The sequence below is a fragment of the Epibacterium sp. ABV4_022 genome, assembly GCF_056159345.1.
On record NZ_JBSWVA010000001.1, the window covers coordinates 1,889,137 to 1,908,048 of the forward strand.

An 18,912-nucleotide genomic window follows, 5' to 3' on the forward strand; every position below is an offset into this window, starting at 1 on the left:
TGATCTGCGCGAGGCGCTCAGCCGTCGAGCTGCACCAGCGCGTGGCGTTTTTTGCCCGCAGAGAGCTTGATCGGCGACGCAAGCGCTGCTGCGTCGATCATCAACCCCGCATCCGTAAGCGGCGCATCATCGAGCTTTGCGCCATTCTCGGAAATCAGCCGCTTGGCTTCCTTGCCGGATTTGGCCAGACCCGATTTTACAATGATCTGCACGATCGACATACCTTCGCCCAGCTCTGCAGCCGAGAGCGACAGGGTCGGAAGATCATCGCCCACGCCGCCTTTCTCGAACACTTCGCGCGCGGTGGCCTCTGCGGCTTTGGCGGCCTCGGCCCCGTGCAGGAGCGTCGTGACCTCATTGGCGAGGATGATCTTGCCCTCGTTGATTTCGGACCCTTGCAGTGCGCCCAGACGGTCGCATTCCGCAACCGGCAGCTCGGTATAGAGTTTCAGGAAACGTCCCACATCCGCGTCGGTGGTGTTGCGCCAGAACTGCCAGAACTCATAGGCGCTCAGCATCTCGTCATTGAGCCAGATCGCGCCACCTTGAGATTTGCCCATCTTGCGCCCGTCCGAGGTGGTCAAGAGCGGCGACGTCAGGCCAAAGATCTCGTGATCCAGCACCCGGCGTGTCAGGTCGATACCGTTGACGATATTGCCCCATTGATCCGAGCCGCCCATCTGCAAAACGCAGCCATAGCGGCGGTTCAGCTCGAGGAAGTCATAAGCCTGCAGGATCATGTAGTTGAATTCGAGGAAGGACAGCGACTGTTCGCGATCCAGACGCGATTTCACGCTCTCGAAGGACAGCATTCGGTTTACCGAGAAATGCCGGCCGATGTCGCGCAGGAACTCAAGGTAATTGAGATCGTCCAGCCACTCGGCGTTGTTCAGCATCATCGCGCCGGTCTCGCCGTAGTCGAGGTATTTGGCAAAGACCTTCTGCATGCCGGCGATATTGGCGTCGATCTGCTCGGGGCCGAGCAAGGGGCGTTCGTCCGAGCGGAAGGAGGGATCGCCGACCTTGGTGGTGCCGCCGCCCATCAGGGTGATCGGACGGTGGCCGGTCTTTTGCAGCCAGCGCAGCATCATGATGTTCAGAAGGTGACCCACATGCAGCGACTGTGCTGTGGCGTCATAGCCGATATATGCCGTCTGCGTACCGCTCACCAGCGCCTCATCGAGACCCTGATAATCGGTGCAATCCGCCAGGAACCCGCGTTCCATCATGATGGCGATGAAGTCCGATTTCGGATGGTAGGTCATAGCATGCCTCGGCTTTTGAATATGCAAGCGGCTGTATAAATCGCATCGCGAAGGGTTGGAACCTGTTTTCGGGACAAAATGCGCGGTGTAATATGTCTGCCAACGGGCGGGACGGCCCGGTTTTGCAAGGAAGAGTGCAGAGATGGGCAGAGCCATATCCAAGTCAGGCCCGGTGCGGGCGTTGGGCGCGATGAGCGGGACATCGCTCGACGGGGTGGATGTTGCGGTCCTGGAGACCGACGGGCAGGCGATCTTCGGCTTTGGCGAGACGGGCTATCGCGCCTATTCAAGCGCGGAGCGTGAGGTGCTGCGGGCGGCCCTCGGCCAATGGAGTGGTGATGCGGTGACGGCGGCGGCACGGGTGGTCGAGGCCGCGCATATCGAGGTGATGAAGGATCATCTGGATGTGGATCTGATCGGATTTCACGGCCAGACGGTGGCCCATGCGCCGCGCTTGCAGGGCACGCTTCAGGTGGGCGATGGTGGCACCCTGGCAGAGGCACTGGGGCGACCGGTGGTTTGGGACTTCCGCACTGATGATGTCAGTATGGGCGGCGAGGGTGCGCCGCTGGCGCCGTTCTTTCACCACGCCTGCGCGCGCTATATTGGTGCAACGGAGCCGTTGTGTTTTCTGAACCTCGGCGGGGTCGGCAATCTCACCTACGTCGATCCGCGGGTGGAGCACCCCGAGGATGCCGGTGCTTTGCTGGCGTTTGACACAGGGCCTGCCAATGCGCCGATCAATGATTTCCTGCAGGCGCGTCTTGGCCTGCAGATGGATGAGGGCGGCAAGGTGGCCAGTGAAGGTGTGGTCGAGAATGGCGCGCTGGAGCTGTTTCTGGCAGAGCCCTATTTCTCAAGGATGCCACCGAAGTCTTTGGACCGAAATGATTTTCCGGAGATGATCGGCCTTGTGACCGAGTTGAGCGATGCGGATGCCACTGCCACACTTACGGCCATGTGCGCCGCTGCGGTGGCGCAGGGGATGGACCATTGCCCCGAGGCCCCTGCAAAGGCGCTTGTGACCGGTGGGGGGCGGCATAACCCGGTGTTGATGGAAATGCTTAGCGTGTCGCTGGATTGCCCGGTGGAGCCAGTGGAGGCCGTTGGGCTGGATGGCGATATGTTGGAGGCGCAGGCCTTTGCCTATCTGGCGGTGCGGGTGGCGCGGGGCATGGCAACCTCCGCACCCCGCACAACCGGGGTGCGCGCCTGCGTTGGAGGCGGTATCGTGACGGTGCCCGAGGGCTGGACTGCGCGCGCCAGTTAATGTGTTTCTTAGGTGCGGGGAGGCTCCCGCCCGTCGCGGGCCGCATATGAAATGCACCCGCTCCCGTTGGGCCGAGCGCCGCGCAGCCGGAACGGCTGCGCGGCGCGGGTCGCTTCGGGCTTTGCCCGAAGCGAAATACCTCAGGCGTGGTTAGTTGCGTGGAATGTCAAAGCCGTCTGGCGCGAGGGTGAAGCCGGAAAACTCAAACCCCGGCGACACCGTGCAGCTGACCAATGTCCACGCGCCAGTGCTGCGTGCGGCTTGCCAGTGATCTTTGGGAACAATCACCTGCGGGCGGCCCTCCCGCAGGTTTGGGGTCAGGAGGTGATCGCTGGCCGGGCCCTGGTCGGTCTCTGAAAGGGAGAGGATGAGCGGCGCGCCGGCGTGATAGAGCCAGATTTCCGTGGCATCGACCCGGTGCCAGTGGCTGCGCTCGCCCGCGCCAAGCAGGAAGTAGATGCAGGTGCCACAGGGCCGAGACGAGGGGTCACGGGGGTCTTCGCCGGGGTCCTCAACCCAGGTCTGGCGGTACCAGCCGCCTTCGGGGTGACGTTCCAGTCCAAGGATCTGGATAATCTCATCTGCGCTCATGTCCTGCGTCATGCACTACGGCTCCGAAGTTGGTGTGATTGCGGGTGGTAATTCGGGTGGGGCGGCATATGTTTGGCTCATGACCCTCGATATCCCGTTTGACAATACATATGCGCAACTTGCGCCTGAGTTCTACAGCCGGCAGGCCCCAACCCCGGTAAAGGCCCCTCGGCTCATTGCCTTCAATGACGCGCTTGCCGCCCGATTGGGGATCGCCCGCGGGCGCGATGAGGAACTGGCTGACATCTTTAGCGGCAATGTGGTGCCTGAGGGGGCTGACCCGCTGGCGCAACTTTATGCGGGGCATCAGTTTGGCAGCTACAACCCGCAGCTTGGCGATGGGCGCGCGGTGCTCTTGGGCGAGGTTGTGGGCACCGATGGCATCCGCCGTGATATCCAGCTCAAAGGCTCGGGTCCCACGCCTTATTCGCGCAATGGCGACGGGCGCGCATGGCTCGGCCCGGTTCTGCGGGAATATGTCGTCTCTGAGGCCATGCACGCGCTTGGCATCCCGACCACGCGGGCGCTGGCTGCCGTGGAAACGGGCGAGACGGTCTGGCGCGAGGGCGGCTTGCCCGGGGCGGTTCTGACCCGCGTGGCGCGGAGCCATCTGCGCGTGGGCACCTTTCAGATCTTTGCCGCGCGCGGCCATCACGAGGCGCTGCGGACCCTCACGAACTATGCTATTGCACGCCACTACCCGGAGGCGCAGGGGGTGATGGGATTGCTGCGAGCGGTGCGGGATGCACAGGTGGAGTTGATCTCCGCGTGGATGGGCGTGGGGTTCATTCATGGGGTGATGAATACGGATAACTGCTCCATTGCGGGGGAAACCATCGATTATGGTCCCTGCGCCTTTATGGACGTCTATCATCCAAATCGGGTGTTTTCCTCGATTGATCGCACCGGGCGTTATGCCTATGCGAACCAGCCGCAGATCGCGGTCTGGAACCTCGCGCAACTCGCCACGGCGCTGATCCAGCTGGAGGACGATCCCGAAAGCGTGCTGGAAGAGGCAACCGAAATCGTCCACGCCATGCCGGATCTGTTGCAGGAAGCCTGGCTGCGTCGGTTCTGTGCAAAGATCGGCATCGGCACTGTCGCTGAGGGAGATTTGGAATTGGTGAGCGATCTGCTGCAAGTGATGGCACAAGGGCAGGCCGATTTCACCAATTGCTTCCGTGCGCTTCTGGAGGGACATGCCCGCGATCAGTTTCTTGAGCCTGCAAGCTTTGACGCCTGGGAGGCGCGCTGGAAAGAGCGTATCGAAAGCGAAACGGATACCGACGCGCGGATGGCGCGCGCCAACCCGGTTCTGATCCCGCGCAACCACCGGATCGAGCAGATGATCGCCTCGGCGGTGGCAGGTGATTATGCACCGTTCGAGCGTCTGATGACCGCATTGGCAGCGCCGTTTGAGACCAGCGAAGAATTTGCCGATCTGCGCCGCCCGCCTGCGGAGGATGAGGTGGTGCAGGCGACGTTCTGCGGCACCTGAACGGCGGAATTGTCCTGTATCTATCCTCTGCCAAGGCAAGAGGGTTTGCGCCGCGTTCCGCGTCGCCCGGGGGCGCAGGCCGCGCCTTCGGCGCGGCCTGCGCGGCCCAACACTTTTGTTGGCGCTTTAGCGCCTGTGAAAGGGGCGGGAGGATGCCCGGGAGGGAGGCTCAAGATCCACGGATCTTGAGCCTGCGCGCCGCAGGCGCGCTGCTCGCAAGGGCGCTTCGTTCAGGACTGGCGCCGACGCCGCCCGCCACCGCCCGTAGAGTTCCGGGCTTCGCCACCACCGGGCTGCCCGTCGGGTTTGCCCCCGCCAAAGCGACGGCGCCCGCCACCGGGCTTGCCGCCGCCTTTGCCACGGCCGCCACCGCCACCGGGGCGACCACGTCCGCCGCCACCACGTGCGGGTTTCGCGGCCGGGTCGGGCAGCTCTTCCCAGGCGCGGCCCGAGGCCACGGGAATGGTGATGTTCATGGTCTTCTGGATCGCCTTCAGATCGCCGATCTCATCGGGGGCACAGAAGGCCACGGCCTGACCATCCTTGCCCGCACGCGCGGTGCGGCCGATCCGGTGCACATAGGCATCCGGCACATTGGGCAGCTCGTAGTTGTAGACGTATTTCACATCCGGAATATCCAGACCGCGCGCGGCCACATCGGTGGCCACCAGCACGGTGATCTCGCCTGACTTAAAGGCCTTCAACGCCCGCTCGCGCTGGCCCTGGCTTTTGTTGCCGTGAATCGCCGCCGCCTTGAAACCTGCCTTGTCCAGCACCTTCATCAGCTTTTCCATGCCGTGTTTGGTGCGGCCAAAGACCAGCGTACGCTCGCCATCATGTTTGGCCAGCAACTCCTTCAGAAGGCTGAGTTTCTCTGCCTTGGCAATGAAATGCACGGACTGGGTCACCTTGGCGGCGGGCTTGCCCGGAGGGGTCACCTCAATGCGTACGGGGCTCTTGAGATAGGCATTTGCGATCTCGTTCATCTGCTTGGGCATCGTGGCCGAAAACAGCATGGTCTGGCGCTTTTCGGGCAGAAGCGCTGCGATCTTGCGCAGGGCATGGATAAAGCCCAGATCCAGCATCTGGTCGGCCTCGTCCAGAACCAGAAAGTCACAAGATCCCAGATCCAGCGCCTTGCGGTCGAGAATATCCAAGAGACGTCCGGGCGTGGCGACCAGAATGTCGGTACCACGGGACAGCCGGTTGATCTGCGGATTGATGGAGACACCACCCACCACCAGCCCGGTCTTGAGCGGGCTGCCTTCGGTCAGACCCTTGAGGGTTTCGGCGATCTGGTTTGCAAGCTCGCGCGTCGGGGCAAGGATCAAACCGCGCACAGTCCCGGCGGCGGGCTTGTGGCCATATGCCAGCATCTGCGCCACCAGCGGCACACCAAAGGCCGCGGTCTTGCCGGTGCCGGTCTGGGCGAGACCCAGTACATCCTGACCGTTCAGGGCATGCGGAATCGCGCGCGCCTGAATGGGGGTCGGAGTGTTAAAGCCCATGGCTTCCATGCGGGTGTGCAGGTGCTTGGGCAGATCCATCGTGGAAAATTCAGTCATTCAACGTCCTCTCGACGGCTGCCGCCCGCAGGCGCACAGCCGTTTCGGGGGCAGGCGTTCAGCCGTACCTCCCGATCATTCAGTGGGGCGGAGACCTCAGACCCGGACGGCCGCATGCCGTCTGGCCGATCTCTCGCAACTAGCCCCACGCGTGATCTTGGAACCATGGCATCCCTGATCAGCCCCCGATATGTCTGTGATGTCCTGCCGGGATCCGGCCGGAGATCACGCGCCGGTCCCTTGCGGGGCGGCGTGGTCACGGGGCTCTGCTCACGCGGCAGAGGGTATGCCTGAAGGCCAAATGGCGGCCTGCGCGGTAAATGTCAATGACCTGTTGTGTGACTTGGCTGTTTTCGACGGGGGTTGCATTCGCTAAAAAGAAGCGCCAAGCAAGGACCCCCGCATCGAGTGACAGGGATAAGACAGGCATGACCGACACGATCATTTCCCGCTGCGAGGCGCAGGGCCTGCGCATGACCGGACCGCGCCGGACCATTGCCCGCGTTCTTCAGGAAAGCCTCGATCATCCCGATGTCGAAGAGCTGCATGCCCGCGCCAACGCCATCGACAACGGGATTTCCCTGGCCACGGTGTACCGCACAGTAAAACTGTTCGAGGAATCCGGCATTCTCGACAGGCTGGAGTTCGGCGACGGGCGCGCGCGCTACGAGGATGCGGACCGGGACCATCACGACCACCTGATCGACCTCAACACCGGCGCGGTGATCGAGTTCTGCGACCCCGAAATCGAGGCGCTTCAGGAAAAGATCGCCGCAAAGCTGGGCTATCGCCTGAAAGGGCACAAGCTGGAACTCTACGGCGTTCCGATCAAGAACGACGGCTGATCGCCGCCCTTTCATCACGAATTGTCATGGCTGGCGTCACAAACTCTGGTGAGGCCGCGGTGTTTTCCGGCTTGCGTCAACCGGTCGCATCGCGCGATGCCGGAGCAACCCCGACTTCGCCGCCGTATGAGGATGCACGCCATGGACAACGTTAAAGGTATTCTGCTGCTGCTGGTCGCCATGGTGGGATTCACCATCGAGGATCTGTTCATCAAGCAGCTGTCCGGCGGTTTGCCGGTGGGGCAGATCCTGATCCTGATCGGACTGGGCGCCGGGGTGGTGTTCTTCGTCGCCCTGACAGTGCAGCGGCAAAGCCTGCGCAATCCGGCAGCCTGGCGGATGATGCCCATCCTGCGAGCGCTGGCAGAGGGTGGGGCGGCGATGAGCTTTGCCACCGCGCTGGCGCTGGTGGATATCTCCGTGGTGGCGGCGGTGTTTCAGGCCACGCCCCTGGCGATCACCATGGGGGCGGCGCTGTTCCTCGGCGAGCAGGTCGGCTGGCGCCGCTGGAGCGCGATCTTTGTCGGCTTTGTCGGGGTGCTGCTGATCATTCGTCCCGGTCTGGAGGGGTTTGAGCCAAACGCGCTGCTGGTGCTTATCTCGGTGCTTTGTGTGGCGGCGCGGGACCTGATGACCCGGCGCATGAATGTCAGCATTCCGTCGTCGATCGTCAGCGTGCAGGCCTATGCGGCGGTGGTTGTGGCCGGGGCGCTTCTGTTGCTGCTCACAGGCGAGCAGATGGTCGCGCCGACCTCGTTCGAGTGGGGCATGCTTGCCTGCGGCACGCTGTTCGGGGTTATTGCCTATTACGGTATCGTCACCGCGACGCGGATCGCCGATGCGGCGGTCATCACGCCGTTCCGCTATTCGCGTCTGGTGTTTTCGATGATTGGCGGCGCGATCGTGTTTGCCGAGCGCCCCGATGCGATGACTCTGCTGGGATCGGCGCTGATCATTGCCACCGGGCTTTATACCTTTGTGCGTGAACGGCGTCTGGCCCGTCGCGCTGCGCGGATGGCGGTACAGCCCGCCTGATCTCAGGCGGGCGCCGCGATGAGCCGCCCGCGTGCCGCAGCGACACCGATCACCATGCAGAGGGTGGTGAGCAGGAAATATACCGCGATCCCATAGCCTTGTTTGTCAAAGCTGATGCCAAGATCGATCAGCAGCCCGGTCAGGCCCGGCCCGACGGCGGTGCCAAAGACCATAACCGCCATCACCAGCGACTTGATCGCGCCGATGCTGCGGGTGCCGTAGACCTCGGCCCAGAACGAACTGGGCAACACCGAATGCGCCCCGACCGAGGCGGCCATGCAGAAGAACCCCGCAGCCATGCCCACCCCGCTGGAGACGGTGGCAAAGATGACGAAGGCCGCGACCAGGGGCAGCTGATAAAGCGGCATCAGCCGTGTCGCGCCCCAGCGGTCCAGCGCCCAGCCCGCCACCAGCATGGAGACGACCGACATCACGGTGAAAAAGGGGAAATACGCCACCAGTTCCAACAGGGTCCAGCCTTTGGTTGTGGCGAAATGGAGCTGGTGAAAGAAGAATGCCGTTGTGAAGGCCGCAGGTCCCAGAATGGACGGCACCATCAGCCAGAACACCGGGGAGCGCAGAGCCTCCCAGCGGGTCCAGTGGCGGTTGTCCATGCCGGTGCTGCTGACATCCTCTGATGTCGATTGCGGCGTGCGTTCCTGTGACAGCAGCCGCACCAACACCGGCGCGCCGATCAGGCAGACCGCGGCGCTGACCAGCCAGAGCGTGCGCCAGTCCAGTATCGTCATCAGTGCCACAAAGATCAGTGGCAAGAGGGCCTGGCCGAGGGAGACGCCAAGGGCCGCAATCGACAGCGCCCGTCCGCGCGTGGCGACAAACCACCGCGCCATGGCGACGATCGCCAGATGGGTGCTCATGCCCTGACCAAAGAACCGCAGCGCGAAAATCGACAGCGGCAGGACCCAGTAGCTGTGATTGAGCGCCATCAGCACGCAGGCCGCCGCCAGTCCACAGAGCACAAGCGCACCGAGCTGGCGCACCCGCAGAATGTCCGACAGGCCCCCCGCCGCCACCATCACCAGGGCCGAGGCCGTGGTGCCCACCATATAAAGCCCGCCCCAGCCCGCATGGCTGAGACCAAACTCCGTCTGGATCTGCCCGGCAAAGACCGAGATGAAAAAGGTCTGCCCAAAGCTCGACAGAAAAGTCAGCAGCACACCCGCCGACAGATAGGGCGCATTGCTGAGAAGAAATTCGTGGAATCGGACGGGTTTGGGCATGCGCGTATGCTTGACCTGTTAAGGATCGGGCGCAAGGGTGAGCGCTATCACTCCGAGGTTTCGTGGTCCTGCTGCGTCATTTTTGTCGTGGTGTGCAGAGCGGCAATCGGTGGGCTGGCGAAAATTTTCCAATGTTAGGGTTAAACCTCTCGAAATACATCCGTTAGCGATAACGCCTCCGGTTTACTTTTTACACGGGCTTGCTATGACCGGGGGCAAATCGTGTCACAGTGAGGGACCATTTGCGATGAGCACCATTATCGACATCCACGCCCGCGAGATCCTCGACAGCCGGGGCAACCCCACCGTCGAAGTCGACGTCGTTCTCGAAGACGGCACCATGGGCCGCGCGGCGGTGCCGTCTGGCGCATCGACCGGTGCCTATGAGGCGGTGGAAAAGCGCGACGGCGACACGTCCCGTTACATGGGCAAGGGCGTGCTTGAGGCGGTTGCGGCCGTCAATGGCGAGATTGCCGATGAGCTGGTCGGCTTTGATGCCACCGAACAGGTCTCCATCGACCGCGCGATGATCGAACTCGACGGCACCGACAACAAGAGCCGTCTGGGCGCAAACGCCATCCTCGGCGTGTCGCTGGCGGTGGCCAAGGCGGCAGCCGATTTCACCACCCAGCCGCTCTATCGCTATGTCGGCGGCACTTCCGCACGGGTTCTGCCGGTGCCGATGATGAACATCATCAACGGCGGCGAGCACGCGGACAACCCCATCGACATTCAGGAATTCATGATCATGCCGGTCGCCGCGGAGAACATCCGCGACGCGGTCCGCATGGGCTCTGAAGTGTTCCACACCCTGAAAAAAGAGCTCTCGGCGGCGGGTCTGTCCACCGGGATCGGCGATGAGGGTGGCTTTGCCCCCAACATTGCCTCCACCCGTGAAGCACTTGATTTCATTCTGAAGTCCATCGAGAAGGCGGGTTACAAGCCCGGCGAAGAGATCTACCTCGCACTCGATTGTGCAGCGACTGAGTACTACAAAGGCGGCAAATACGTCCTGTCCGGCGAGGGCAAGACCCTGACCTCGGAAGAAAACGCCGCGTATCTGGCCGCTCTGGTCAATGATTACCCGATCATCTCGATCGAGGACGGCATGTCCGAGGATGACTGGGACGGCTGGAAGGCGCTGACCGACCAGATCGGAGACAAGGTGCAGTTGGTGGGCGACGATCTGTTCGTGACCAACCCGGTGCGTCTGGCCGAGGGGATCGAGCGCGGCTGTGCCAACTCCATGCTGGTGAAGGTGAACCAGATCGGCTCGCTCACCGAAACCCTGCAGGCGGTCGATATGGCGCATCGCGCGCGCTATACCAACGTGATGTCGCACCGCTCGGGCGAGACCGAGGACGCCACCATCGCCGACCTCGCCGTTGCAACCAACTGTGGTCAGATCAAAACCGGCTCGCTGGCGCGTTCTGACCGGCTCGCGAAATACAACCAGCTGATCCGTATCGAGGAAACCCTCGGCGAGATCGCGGAATACGCCGGTCGTTCGATCCTCAAGGGCTGAGCATTCCGCCTTTGATCGTGACAGGCGCCCCGGAGAAATCCGGGGCGTTTTTCGTTTTTCGGCAGGGGGTTGTACTGGGCTCTTGTGGTGAACTAGCCTGTGGCAACTGACCTTTGACCGTTGGAGGACCCGATGACCCTGCCTGATGGAATCACCGAGCTTGCGCCCGGTAAGATCGCTTCGGTGGTGACCTATCTTGAGATGACGCAGCGCCCCGAGCCGCGCGCGGTTCCGGATCTGCCGGAGCTGAGTGTGCAGCTGCAGGACGCGCCCTCTGCCGAGGCCTATCTCAACCTCTACCGTTTGGTCGGGGAGGAATACCTGTGGTTCTCGCGGCTGATGATGGAGCCCTCGGCACTGGAGGCGCATCTGGCATCGGACAGCGTCGAAGTCTGGACGGTGCAGAAGGATGGCACCGACCTCGGGCTGCTGGAACTGGAATGGATGCAGGACGGGGCCTGCGAGCTGTCGTTCCTGGGGCTGTCGCCAGCCTTGACCGGCGGTGGCGTGGGCCGGTGGCTGATGGAACATGCGCTGGAGCGCGCGTTCAAGCGACCGATCTTGCGGTTCTTTGTGCATACCTGCACCCTCGACAGCGCGCCGGCGCTGGAGTTCTACATCCGGTCGGGCTTTGTGCCCTATCGGCGCGCGGTGGAAATCGCGGATGATCCCCGGCTGACCGGGCTGATCCCGGAAAGCTGTGCGCCGCATGTGCCGCTGGTGCGGGTCTGACCGGATCGATGCGGGGTCAGCGTGCCAGGAGGCTCCTGTACAGGCGGGTTGCCGCGTCGGACAGGGGGCGGTTGGTCTGATGGGCCAGATAGTAGCCATTGCGCGGGTGCGGCAGCTCTGGCAACAGCGGCACCAGCGCCCCGCTGCTGAGTTCGAAATCGAGGAGATGGCGGCTGCCGAGCGCAACACCATCGCCCTGTAGCGCCCGGCCGATGGATTGCGCATAGGTGCGGCAAGGTAGGGTTTTCCACCCCGCCAGGTTGGGCAAGCCCGGCCAGTTCTGCCAGTTGGTCCAATCTGGCGAAAGACGGTCAAATGTCAGCAATGGCGGTGCGGTTTCGGGATCGTGATCGGCCAGACCCTGGTCCGGGCGCAGGAGGGCTGCGACCTCCGGGGCGGCGACCGGCAGCATGACATCGGCAAACAGCGAAACGCAGTCCATGCCCTCCCAATGGCCATTACCATAGAGAATGGCGAGGTCATTGCCGCCATCCAACAGCGCCCCGATCTGATCCGTGGTGACCATTTCCACCGGCGCGGCCTCGGCCGAGAGGCCAAAGCTGCGCAAACGGGGGGTAAGCCAGAACAGCGAGACGGCGCTGTTGGCGGCGATCCGCACCGCCGCGTCCGGGCGCTGGATCAGGTTCGAGAGAGTCATTTCGGCAAAATCCAGCAACAGGCTGGCGTGGTCGCGCAGGCTCTCGCCCTCGGCGGTGAGCCGCAGTCGGCGCCCATCGCGCAGGAACAGGGCGCGGCCAAGATGGGCCTCCAGTTGCTGGATGCGTTTGCTGACGGCGGTCTGGGAGACCAGCAACTCCTCCGCCGCGCGCGAGAAATTCATGTGCCGCGCGGCGGCTTCAAAGAACATCAGCCCGTCCAGCGGCGGCAGGTTCCGGCGATAGTTTTTCATAACCATAGGTTGGGAAAATGACCGGGAATTTGGAATTTCACAAGCCCCCGCGTGCTGCGTCAGACTGGCGCCAAGAAAACGCACCTTGAGAAGGAACTGCCCGATGGCAAATTTCGACTGGCACGCAGAACGCAGCGACCTGAGCGGTATTGCGCTCTTGGACCGGGCACCGGAGAGTGAGGGGATCGACCTGAAGGCCGTACGTCTTTATCGGCTGGGGCAGCTGCGCAAGGAAATGGCAAAGCGCGGCGTCGGTGCGGTGATCCTGTCGGATCCGATCAACATCCGCTACGCCACCGGCACCCGCAACATGCAGGTGTTTTCCATGCGCAACGCGCCATCGCGCTATCTGCTGGTGACCGAGGCCAAGACGATCCTGTTCGAATTCACCGGCTGCCTGCATCTGGCCGATGGGTATGAGACGGTGGACGAGGTGCGCCCGGCGATGACCGCCTCTTTTGTGGCGGCGGGGCCGGAGATTGCCGAGCGGGAGCGCAAATGGGCCCGTGAAATGGGTGACCTGATTGCGTCTCTGGTGGGCAAGGGCGCCACCGTCGGCATGGAGCGGATGAATGCGGGCACCGCCATCGCCATGAAGGAGGAAGGCTTTACCATCGTCGATGCGCAGGAGCCGGTGGAGATGGCCCGCGCGATCAAATCCGATGAGGAGATGAAATGCGTGCGCGCCTCCTTGCGGGCGACCGAGGTCGGGGTGCACAAGCTGCGCAATGCGCTGCGTCCGGGGCTGACGGAGAACGAACTCTGGTCGGTGCTGCACAAATCGGTGATCGAGCAGAATGGCGATTATTGCGAGACCCGTCTGCTGAACGCGGGCGAGCGCACCAATCCCTGGTTCCAGGAGACCGCCAACCATGTGATCGGCGAGAACGAACTGGTGGCGCTGGACACCGATGTTGTGGGCTGCCACGGCTATTACTCGGATTTCTCGCGCACGTTTCACGCCGGCCCGGGCAAGCCGACCGACACCCAGCGGGCGCTCTACCAGACGGCGGTGGAGCAGGTCTATCACAACATGGGCATCCTGAAGGCGGGCATGAGCTTTCGCGACTATGCAGACCGCGCCTGGGACATCCCGGCGAAATACTACGCCAACCGCTACTACCTGTCCTCGCATGGCTGTGGCATGACCGGGGAGTATCCCTACCTCTATCACCACGGCGATTTCCCGGATGCGGGCTATGACGGGGTGATCGAGGCCGGCATGACCATCTGCGTCGAAAGCTACATCGGCGAGGAGGGCGGCCGCGAAGGCGTCAAGCTGGAACAACAGGTGCTGGTGACCGACAGCGGCATCGAGCTTCTGTCCGAATTTCCCTTTGAGGAGAGCCTGATGGACAGCGGATTTGATGCCCCTTTCCCGCTGCCGAAAATCTAGGCGATCCGGCCACAGGTTGCGGGGCGGCAGGGCGCCTGTCCCCCGTGATATATCTTTTGTAACGACTTTATGACACGCTTGACCACGTCGCAAATCAAGAACTGCGACACCTCGTAACCTTTTGGAGGTGTGTCATGTTTCGAGTAAACCGCCTGTCAGCCGCGCTGATGGCAAGCCTGATCGGCGCGGCGGTTGTGCAGGCACCACAGGCAAATGCAGGCTGGAGCCGGGTTCCCGGCGGGCTGCGATTGGATGGCGAGATCAACGCGGTCGATTTCGGCGCTTTCCTGCATCATTTTGAGGCCGCCATGCTGGAAGAGCCGCGTTATGCGCCGATCGCCATCTGGTTGGCCGGGAGCGGCGGCGATGAGGCCGCAGCCAGGCGAATTGCGGGTATTCTTGCCGTGGCACAGGATCAGGGGGTCCGGCTGGCCACCGTCATGGCCCAGGGCCACGCCTGTGATGGGGCCTGTTCCATTCTGTTCGCCGTCGGGGATGAGCAGATCGCCTCTGCCAGCGGCACGCGCCTGATTTCCGGCAACTGAGCGGCGCCGGGCGCGCGGACTACAGCTTGCGGCTCATCAGCACGTAGCGCTCTCGCGCCTCGAACCGGGCGCGGGAATACAGTTTGACGGCGGCTTCGTTGTCGCGGTCGACTTCAAGATGCAGCGCATGCACGCCGGCCTCGGCGAGGGTGCGGGGCAGGGCGTAGAGCACTTCGGTGGCGATACCGCGCCCGCGCACGGCGGGGCGAATGAAGAATTCGTCGATCATCCCGTCGAGCCCGCCAAATTCCACCGACCAGGTGAAGGTCACGATGATATAGCCGATCGGTGCGCGCACCGGCCCGATCAGGTAGATCGCCCCATAGGGGATCCCCTCAAGGAGCGGCAGCAGCGCGCCGCGGCGCTGCTCATCGGTGCTGTCGATGCCCTCTTCGGCGTGAAACCCCTGGACCAGCGTCAGCAGCTTTTCCAGGTCTTCGGGACGGGCCAGATGCAGCGAGGCGCTCATAGCCGCGCCAGCCGTCCGGTCAGCAGGGCAAAGAACCCATCTGCGTCGACATCACCGATGAACAGCGCATTGGCCGGGCGATCCGTGACGCCCCACCAATCGGCAACCGTCATCCCAAGCGTCAGAGCCGAGGAGGTTTCAACCTCGACATTGATGCGACGACCGGAGAACAGCTCTGGCTGGATCAGATAGGCGATCACACAGGGATCATGCAGCGGCCCCCCTGCGGAGCCGTATTTTTCAACATCAAACCGTTCAAAGAAATCAAGCATCTCCGCGGTGAAACTGCCGACGCGGCTGCCAAGGTCGCGAAAGGCCCGAACCCGTGCGCGCGAGGTCAGCGCCTTGTGGGTCACATCAAGCGGCATCATGGTGACCTTGGCGCCGGAGGCCAGTACCTCCTGCGCCGCCTCGGGGTCGACGTAGATGTTGAACTCGGCGGCGGGGGTTATATTGCCGACCTCGAAATAGGCGCCCCCCATCAGGACGATTTCCTGAACCCGATCTATGACATCCGGCGCCTTGCGAAAGGCCGCGCCGATATTCGTCAGCGGCCCGAGCGGGCAGAGCGTCACGGTTCCGGCGGGCTCGGCGCGCAGGGTGTCGATGATGAAATCGACCCCATGCTGGTCCTGCAAGGGCATGGTGGGCTCAAACAGGTCGGGGCCATCGAGGCCGGTGCCGCCATGGACGTGCTCGGCCGTGACAAGTGCGCGTTCCAGCGGCGCATCGCAGCCGGCAAAGACCTTGACCTCGGGCCGGTCTGCCACCTCGCAGGTGATGCGGGCGTTCTTTTGCGTCAGCGCCAGCGGCACGTTACCGGCCACCGTGGTGATCCCCAACAGGTCAATCTCGTCAGGAGAGCCAAGCGCCAGCAGGATGGCAACCGCATCGTCCTGTCCGGGGTCGGTATCTATGATAATCTTGCGGGGGGACATGGTCGGTTGATGCTCCTCGGCTTGTTGCGCGGACCCTCGCAGCCCGGGTGGGATTTGTCCACCTGCGGAGGAGGCAGACAAGCCGGAAAACGCCTGATACTAGTGACACGACAATTGCGTGAACACGGAAACCATGGCCCGGCAGTATTTCCTCCATCTTGGCGCCCATCGCACGGGCAGCAGTTCGTTTCAGCTGTGTCTGCATGAAAACAGGGCCAGTTTAGAGCAGCATGGCTATGCGGTCGCCTTTCCGGCGCGGGACGGAATCCGGGCCGGGCAATTGGCGTTGCGGCTGCCCGCGCCCCGGCACGGCGCAAAGGAGGCTGCCAAAATGGCTGAGGCGGCGCGGCGTCATCTGGCCGAGGACATCGCGCCCGGTGCGGAGAGCAACATCCTGCTGTCGGAGGAGAATATCCTGGGCAGCATGGTGCATTTCCAGAATGCCACCTTTTATCCGGCCTCTGAAAAAAGGCTGACCGCGCTGCGGCAGGCGCTGGATGGTCCGGTGCAGGCGGTTCTCTTTGTGGTGCGGGACTATGGGGCGTTCTTTCGGTCCTGCATCCGCAAACGGATGGAGGAGACGGTGGAGATGGATTTCGAGGCTGCCGCCGCCGCCTATCTGGCGATGGATCGCGGCTGGGTGGAGGTGCTGCGCGAGGTGCGCGACATCTTGCAACCGTCGCGGTTGGTGGTGGCGCGCCATGAGGACAGGCATGGGCGTGTGGATCTGCTGCGCCAGCTCGCCCCCGGACTGGAGGATGCAGCGCTCTCACCGCCGAGCCGGTCTCTGAACACCTCGGCCACGGATCGGGCCCTTGTTGAATTGCAGGAGATCTACGGCAAGGGGGGCAAACTGTCGCGCAAGGACCGGCGCGCGGTGATCGACGCCGGCCAGAACGACCCGGAGCCGCTTGGACTGACGGAATTCACCACCCGAGAGCTGCGTTCGTTTTCAATGCGTTACGAGCGCGACCTGATGCGGCTGCAACAGGAGCCGGGGATCACCTTGATCTAGCCGCGATCTGCATGACGCGCGTGGCTATCGCGCTTTTTCCTCGGCCTTCACCGCGTTCCAAAGCGCGTCCATTTCGTCCAGGTCACTGTCCTCCGCGCGCTTGCCGCGGGCCGCAAGTTTGGCTTCTACGCCTTTGAAACGGCGCGTGAATTTGGCGTTGGTGCGGCGCAGGGCAGCTTCGGGCTCAACACCGAGATGACGACCCAGATTGGCCATCACGAACAGAAGGTCGCCAAATTCTTCTTCGACTTCATCCTGAGTGAGGCTCTCTTGGGCTTCGACCAACTCGGCAGATTCCTCGGCGATCTTGGCCAGCACATTCTGGGCAGACGGCCAGTCAAACCCCACACGTGCGGCGCGTTTCTGCAGCTTGTAGGCCCGCAGCAGCGCGGGCAGCCCCACGGCAACACCATCCAGCGCGCCGGTTTCCGCCTTGGCGGCACGTTCGGCGGCCTTGATCGTCTCCCAATCCTGCGTTTGCTGGTCGGCGGATTTATCGCGGCTCTCGTCGCCAAACACATGTGGATGACGCGAGACCATCTTGTTGGACATGGTGGTGACCACGTCCTGAAAGGTGAAATGCCCGGCTTCCTCGGCCATCTGCGCGTGAAAGACCGACTGGAACAAAAGATCGCCCAACTCGCCTTTCAACTCGTCCCATTTTTCGCGCTCAATGGCGTCGGCGACCTCATAGGCCTCTTCGATGGTGTAGGGCGCGATACTGGCAAAGCTCTGTTCGATATCCCACGGGCAGCCGGTTTCGGGATCGCGCAGGCGACGCATGATTTCCAAGAGCCGTTCGATTCCTGCATTTTCATCGTGGATCAACCTGTCGTCGCTCATTGCACCTGCCCGGGATTTCGTGTTCTGCTGCATCATCCCGACTATTTGACAGGAGTCCACCCCATGCCGGTCGTGAACCGCATCGCCGATTATGCCGAAGACATGAAGACCTGGCGACGCCATCTTCACCAGATCCCTGAACTGGGATTGGACACCGCAAAGACCGCCGCATATGTGACTGAAATACTGGAAACATTGGGCGTTGACGAGATCCATGGCGGGATCGCGCAAAACGGGATTGTAGCCATCATTAAGGGTCAGGGCGAGGGGCCGACCCTTGGTCTGCGCGCGGATATGGACGCACTGCCGATCACCGAGGTGCGCGATCTGGACTACAAGTCCCGCGAACCGGGGAAAATGCATGCCTGTGGCCATGACGGGCACACCACGATGCTGCTCGGCGCGGCGAAATATCTGGCTGAGACGCGCAATTTCAAAGGCCGGGTGGCGCTGTTGTTCCAGCCCGCCGAAGAGGTGATCGGCGGCGCGCAGATCATGGTCGAGGAAGGCGTGATGGAGCGCTTTGACATCAAGGAAGTCTACGCGTTGCACAATGCGCCGGGGCTACCGGTTGGCCACTTTGTCACCACGCCGGGCGCGCTGATGGCGGCGGTGGATGAGTTTACCATCAACATCAAAGGGCTGGGCGGGCATGGCGCAATGCCGCATGAGACCCGTGATCCGGTGATGGCGGCCTGTGGCATGGCGCAAGCGATCCAGACCATTGTTAGCCGCAACCATCATGCGACCGAGGATCTGGTGATCTCCGTCACTCAGATTCACACCGGCACCGTCGACAATGTGATCCCGGAAACCGCCTATATCAACGGCACGGTGCGCACCTTCAATCCGGAGGTGCAGCGCATGGTGATGGCGCGCTTTGATGAGATCGTGAAGGGCTGTGCGGTGGCATACGGGGTGGACGCAGAGCTTGATTATGCGGTTGGGTATCCGGCAACCATCAATGATGCCGACAAGGCAGCCTTTGCCACCGATATTGCGCGCGAAATCTCTGGCGATGCCAATGTGCAGGGGGATGCGGGCCGCGAGATGGGGGCAGAGGATTTCTCATATATGCTGCAAGCCCGTCCCGGGGCGTATCTGTTCCTCGGTCAAGGCGACACCGCCGGGCTGCATCACCCGGAATATGATTTCAACGATGAGATCTCTCCGGTCGGGGCGTCGTTCTTTGCCCGTCTGGTGGAGAAAGCACAGCCTTTGGCGTGAAA

At 62.6% G+C, this 18,912-nt stretch carries 18 protein-coding genes; 10 read left to right on the top strand and 8 right to left on the bottom strand.

Features of this window, described 5'->3' with window-relative positions; all coding sequences use genetic code 11:
• Window positions 1-17: 17 nt before the first annotated feature.
• Window positions 18-1,265, bottom strand: coding sequence for a tyrosine--tRNA ligase (tyrS, locus tag ACXAF5_RS08925; protein WP_474946328.1), 1,248 nt, complete (start codon window positions 1,263-1,265; stop codon window positions 18-20).
• Window positions 1,266-1,407: 142 nt separating this feature from the next.
• Between tyrS and ACXAF5_RS08930 the strand changes: the two genes are divergently transcribed.
• On the top strand, window positions 1,408-2,535 hold the full coding sequence (locus ACXAF5_RS08930) for an anhydro-N-acetylmuramic acid kinase (protein ID WP_474946329.1): 1,128 nt from the start codon (window positions 1,408-1,410) through the stop codon (window positions 2,533-2,535).
• A gap of 150 nt (window positions 2,536-2,685) precedes the next feature.
• Here the strand turns inward: ACXAF5_RS08930 and ACXAF5_RS08935 are convergent, their stop codons facing one another.
• A complete protein-coding gene (locus tag ACXAF5_RS08935; RefSeq protein WP_474946330.1) occupies window positions 2,686-3,126 on the bottom strand; it encodes a cupin domain-containing protein in 441 nt (146 codons plus the stop codon).
• A 79-nt stretch (window positions 3,127-3,205) separates the two neighbouring features.
• Between ACXAF5_RS08935 and ACXAF5_RS08940 the strand changes: the two genes are divergently transcribed.
• Entirely contained in the window at window positions 3,206-4,624 is a 1,419-nt protein-coding gene (locus ACXAF5_RS08940; protein ID WP_474946331.1) for a protein adenylyltransferase SelO, read from the top strand.
• A gap of 230 nt (window positions 4,625-4,854) precedes the next feature.
• On the opposite strand, the gene ACXAF5_RS08945 is transcribed toward ACXAF5_RS08940, so the two are convergent.
• Window positions 4,855-6,189 (bottom strand): DEAD/DEAH box helicase, encoded by a 1,335-nt coding sequence (locus ACXAF5_RS08945; protein WP_474946332.1) that lies wholly within the window; start codon window positions 6,187-6,189, stop codon window positions 4,855-4,857.
• A gap of 428 nt (window positions 6,190-6,617) precedes the next feature.
• Here ACXAF5_RS08945 and ACXAF5_RS08950 point away from each other — a divergent pair, with 428 nt between their 5' ends.
• Both ACXAF5_RS08950 and ACXAF5_RS08955 read left to right on the top strand, forming a co-directional pair.
• Window positions 6,618-7,034: a Fur family transcriptional regulator gene (locus ACXAF5_RS08950; protein WP_239321817.1), complete on the top strand. Its 417-nt coding sequence runs from the start codon at window positions 6,618-6,620 to the stop codon at window positions 7,032-7,034.
• A gap of 141 nt (window positions 7,035-7,175) precedes the next feature.
• Window positions 7,176-8,069 (top strand): DMT family transporter, encoded by an 894-nt coding sequence (locus ACXAF5_RS08955; RefSeq protein ID WP_474946333.1) that lies wholly within the window; start codon window positions 7,176-7,178, stop codon window positions 8,067-8,069.
• Between the two features lie 2 nt (window positions 8,070-8,071).
• On the opposite strand, the gene ACXAF5_RS08960 is transcribed toward ACXAF5_RS08955, so the two are convergent.
• On the bottom strand, window positions 8,072-9,310 hold the full coding sequence (locus tag ACXAF5_RS08960; RefSeq protein ID WP_474946334.1) for an MFS transporter: 1,239 nt from the start codon (window positions 9,308-9,310) through the stop codon (window positions 8,072-8,074).
• Between the two features lie 247 nt (window positions 9,311-9,557).
• Here ACXAF5_RS08960 and eno point away from each other — a divergent pair, with 247 nt between their 5' ends.
• Window positions 9,558-10,835, top strand: coding sequence for a phosphopyruvate hydratase (eno, locus tag ACXAF5_RS08965; protein ID WP_474946335.1), 1,278 nt, complete (start codon window positions 9,558-9,560; stop codon window positions 10,833-10,835).
• A 132-nt stretch (window positions 10,836-10,967) separates the two neighbouring features.
• On the top strand, window positions 10,968-11,567 hold the full coding sequence (locus ACXAF5_RS08970; protein ID WP_474946336.1) for a GNAT family N-acetyltransferase: 600 nt from the start codon (window positions 10,968-10,970) through the stop codon (window positions 11,565-11,567).
• Between the two features lie 16 nt (window positions 11,568-11,583).
• Here the strand turns inward: ACXAF5_RS08970 and ACXAF5_RS08975 are convergent, their stop codons facing one another.
• Window positions 11,584-12,477, bottom strand: coding sequence for a LysR family transcriptional regulator (locus tag ACXAF5_RS08975; RefSeq protein ID WP_474946337.1), 894 nt, complete (start codon window positions 12,475-12,477; stop codon window positions 11,584-11,586).
• Window positions 12,478-12,580: 103 nt separating this feature from the next.
• Here ACXAF5_RS08975 and ACXAF5_RS08980 point away from each other — a divergent pair, with 103 nt between their 5' ends.
• Window positions 12,581-13,873, top strand: a complete 1,293-nt coding sequence (locus tag ACXAF5_RS08980) for a M24 family metallopeptidase (RefSeq protein WP_239358970.1) — start codon at window positions 12,581-12,583, stop codon at window positions 13,871-13,873.
• 134 nt (window positions 13,874-14,007) lie between these two features.
• Entirely contained in the window at window positions 14,008-14,418 is a 411-nt protein-coding gene (locus tag ACXAF5_RS08985; RefSeq protein ID WP_239321803.1) for a hypothetical protein, read from the top strand.
• A 19-nt stretch (window positions 14,419-14,437) separates the two neighbouring features.
• On the opposite strand, the gene ACXAF5_RS08990 is transcribed toward ACXAF5_RS08985, so the two are convergent.
• Window positions 14,438-14,887 (bottom strand): GNAT family N-acetyltransferase, encoded by a 450-nt coding sequence (locus ACXAF5_RS08990; protein WP_239358972.1) that lies wholly within the window; start codon window positions 14,885-14,887, stop codon window positions 14,438-14,440.
• Entirely contained in the window at window positions 14,884-15,825 is a 942-nt protein-coding gene (locus ACXAF5_RS08995) for a nucleoside hydrolase (protein WP_474946338.1), read from the bottom strand. Before ACXAF5_RS08995 ends, ACXAF5_RS08990 begins: the two co-directional genes overlap by 4 nt.
• A gap of 118 nt (window positions 15,826-15,943) precedes the next feature.
• Here ACXAF5_RS08995 and ACXAF5_RS09000 point away from each other — a divergent pair, with 118 nt between their 5' ends.
• Entirely contained in the window at window positions 15,944-16,840 is an 897-nt protein-coding gene (locus ACXAF5_RS09000) for a hypothetical protein (RefSeq protein WP_474946339.1), read from the top strand.
• A gap of 24 nt (window positions 16,841-16,864) precedes the next feature.
• Here the strand turns inward: ACXAF5_RS09000 and mazG are convergent, their stop codons facing one another.
• A complete protein-coding gene (mazG, locus tag ACXAF5_RS09005; protein WP_474946340.1) occupies window positions 16,865-17,683 on the bottom strand; it encodes a nucleoside triphosphate pyrophosphohydrolase in 819 nt (272 codons plus the stop codon).
• Between the two features lie 63 nt (window positions 17,684-17,746).
• Here mazG and ACXAF5_RS09010 point away from each other — a divergent pair, with 63 nt between their 5' ends.
• Window positions 17,747-18,910 (top strand): M20 aminoacylase family protein, encoded by a 1,164-nt coding sequence (locus tag ACXAF5_RS09010; RefSeq protein WP_474946341.1) that lies wholly within the window; start codon window positions 17,747-17,749, stop codon window positions 18,908-18,910.
• The last annotated feature ends 2 nt before the right edge of the window (window positions 18,911-18,912 follow it).

Excerpts from the sequence above, each read along its gene's own strand:
- ACXAF5_RS08945 (WP_474946332.1), bottom strand. The coding sequence starts at position 6,189 with ATGACTGAATTTTCCACGATGGATCTGCCCAAGCACCTGCACACCCGC.
- ACXAF5_RS08950 (WP_239321817.1), top strand. The coding sequence starts at position 6,618 with ATGACCGACACGATCATTTCCCGCTGCGAGGCGCAGGGCCTGCGCATG.
- ACXAF5_RS08940 (WP_474946331.1), top strand. The coding sequence starts at position 3,206 with ATGACCCTCGATATCCCGTTTGACAATACATATGCGCAACTTGCGCCT.
- ACXAF5_RS08935 (WP_474946330.1), bottom strand. The coding sequence starts at position 3,126 with ATGAGCGCAGATGAGATTATCCAGATCCTTGGACTGGAACGTCACCCC.
- ACXAF5_RS09010 (WP_474946341.1), top strand. The coding sequence starts at position 17,747 with ATGCCGGTCGTGAACCGCATCGCCGATTATGCCGAAGACATGAAGACC.
- eno (WP_474946335.1), top strand. The coding sequence starts at position 9,558 with ATGAGCACCATTATCGACATCCACGCCCGCGAGATCCTCGACAGCCGG.
- ACXAF5_RS08985 (WP_239321803.1), top strand. The coding sequence starts at position 14,008 with ATGTTTCGAGTAAACCGCCTGTCAGCCGCGCTGATGGCAAGCCTGATC.
- ACXAF5_RS08995 (WP_474946338.1), bottom strand. The coding sequence starts at position 15,825 with ATGTCCCCCCGCAAGATTATCATAGATACCGACCCCGGACAGGACGAT.
- ACXAF5_RS08960 (WP_474946334.1), bottom strand. The coding sequence starts at position 9,310 with ATGCCCAAACCCGTCCGATTCCACGAATTTCTTCTCAGCAATGCGCCC.
- mazG (WP_474946340.1), bottom strand. The coding sequence starts at position 17,683 with ATGAGCGACGACAGGTTGATCCACGATGAAAATGCAGGAATCGAACGG.
- ACXAF5_RS08975 (WP_474946337.1), bottom strand. The coding sequence starts at position 12,477 with ATGAAAAACTATCGCCGGAACCTGCCGCCGCTGGACGGGCTGATGTTC.
- tyrS (WP_474946328.1), bottom strand. The coding sequence starts at position 1,265 with ATGACCTACCATCCGAAATCGGACTTCATCGCCATCATGATGGAACGC.
- ACXAF5_RS08970 (WP_474946336.1), top strand. The coding sequence starts at position 10,968 with ATGACCCTGCCTGATGGAATCACCGAGCTTGCGCCCGGTAAGATCGCT.
- ACXAF5_RS08930 (WP_474946329.1), top strand. The coding sequence starts at position 1,408 with ATGGGCAGAGCCATATCCAAGTCAGGCCCGGTGCGGGCGTTGGGCGCG.
- ACXAF5_RS08980 (WP_239358970.1), top strand. The coding sequence starts at position 12,581 with ATGGCAAATTTCGACTGGCACGCAGAACGCAGCGACCTGAGCGGTATT.
- ACXAF5_RS08990 (WP_239358972.1), bottom strand. The coding sequence starts at position 14,887 with ATGAGCGCCTCGCTGCATCTGGCCCGTCCCGAAGACCTGGAAAAGCTG.
- ACXAF5_RS08955 (WP_474946333.1), top strand. The coding sequence starts at position 7,176 with ATGGACAACGTTAAAGGTATTCTGCTGCTGCTGGTCGCCATGGTGGGA.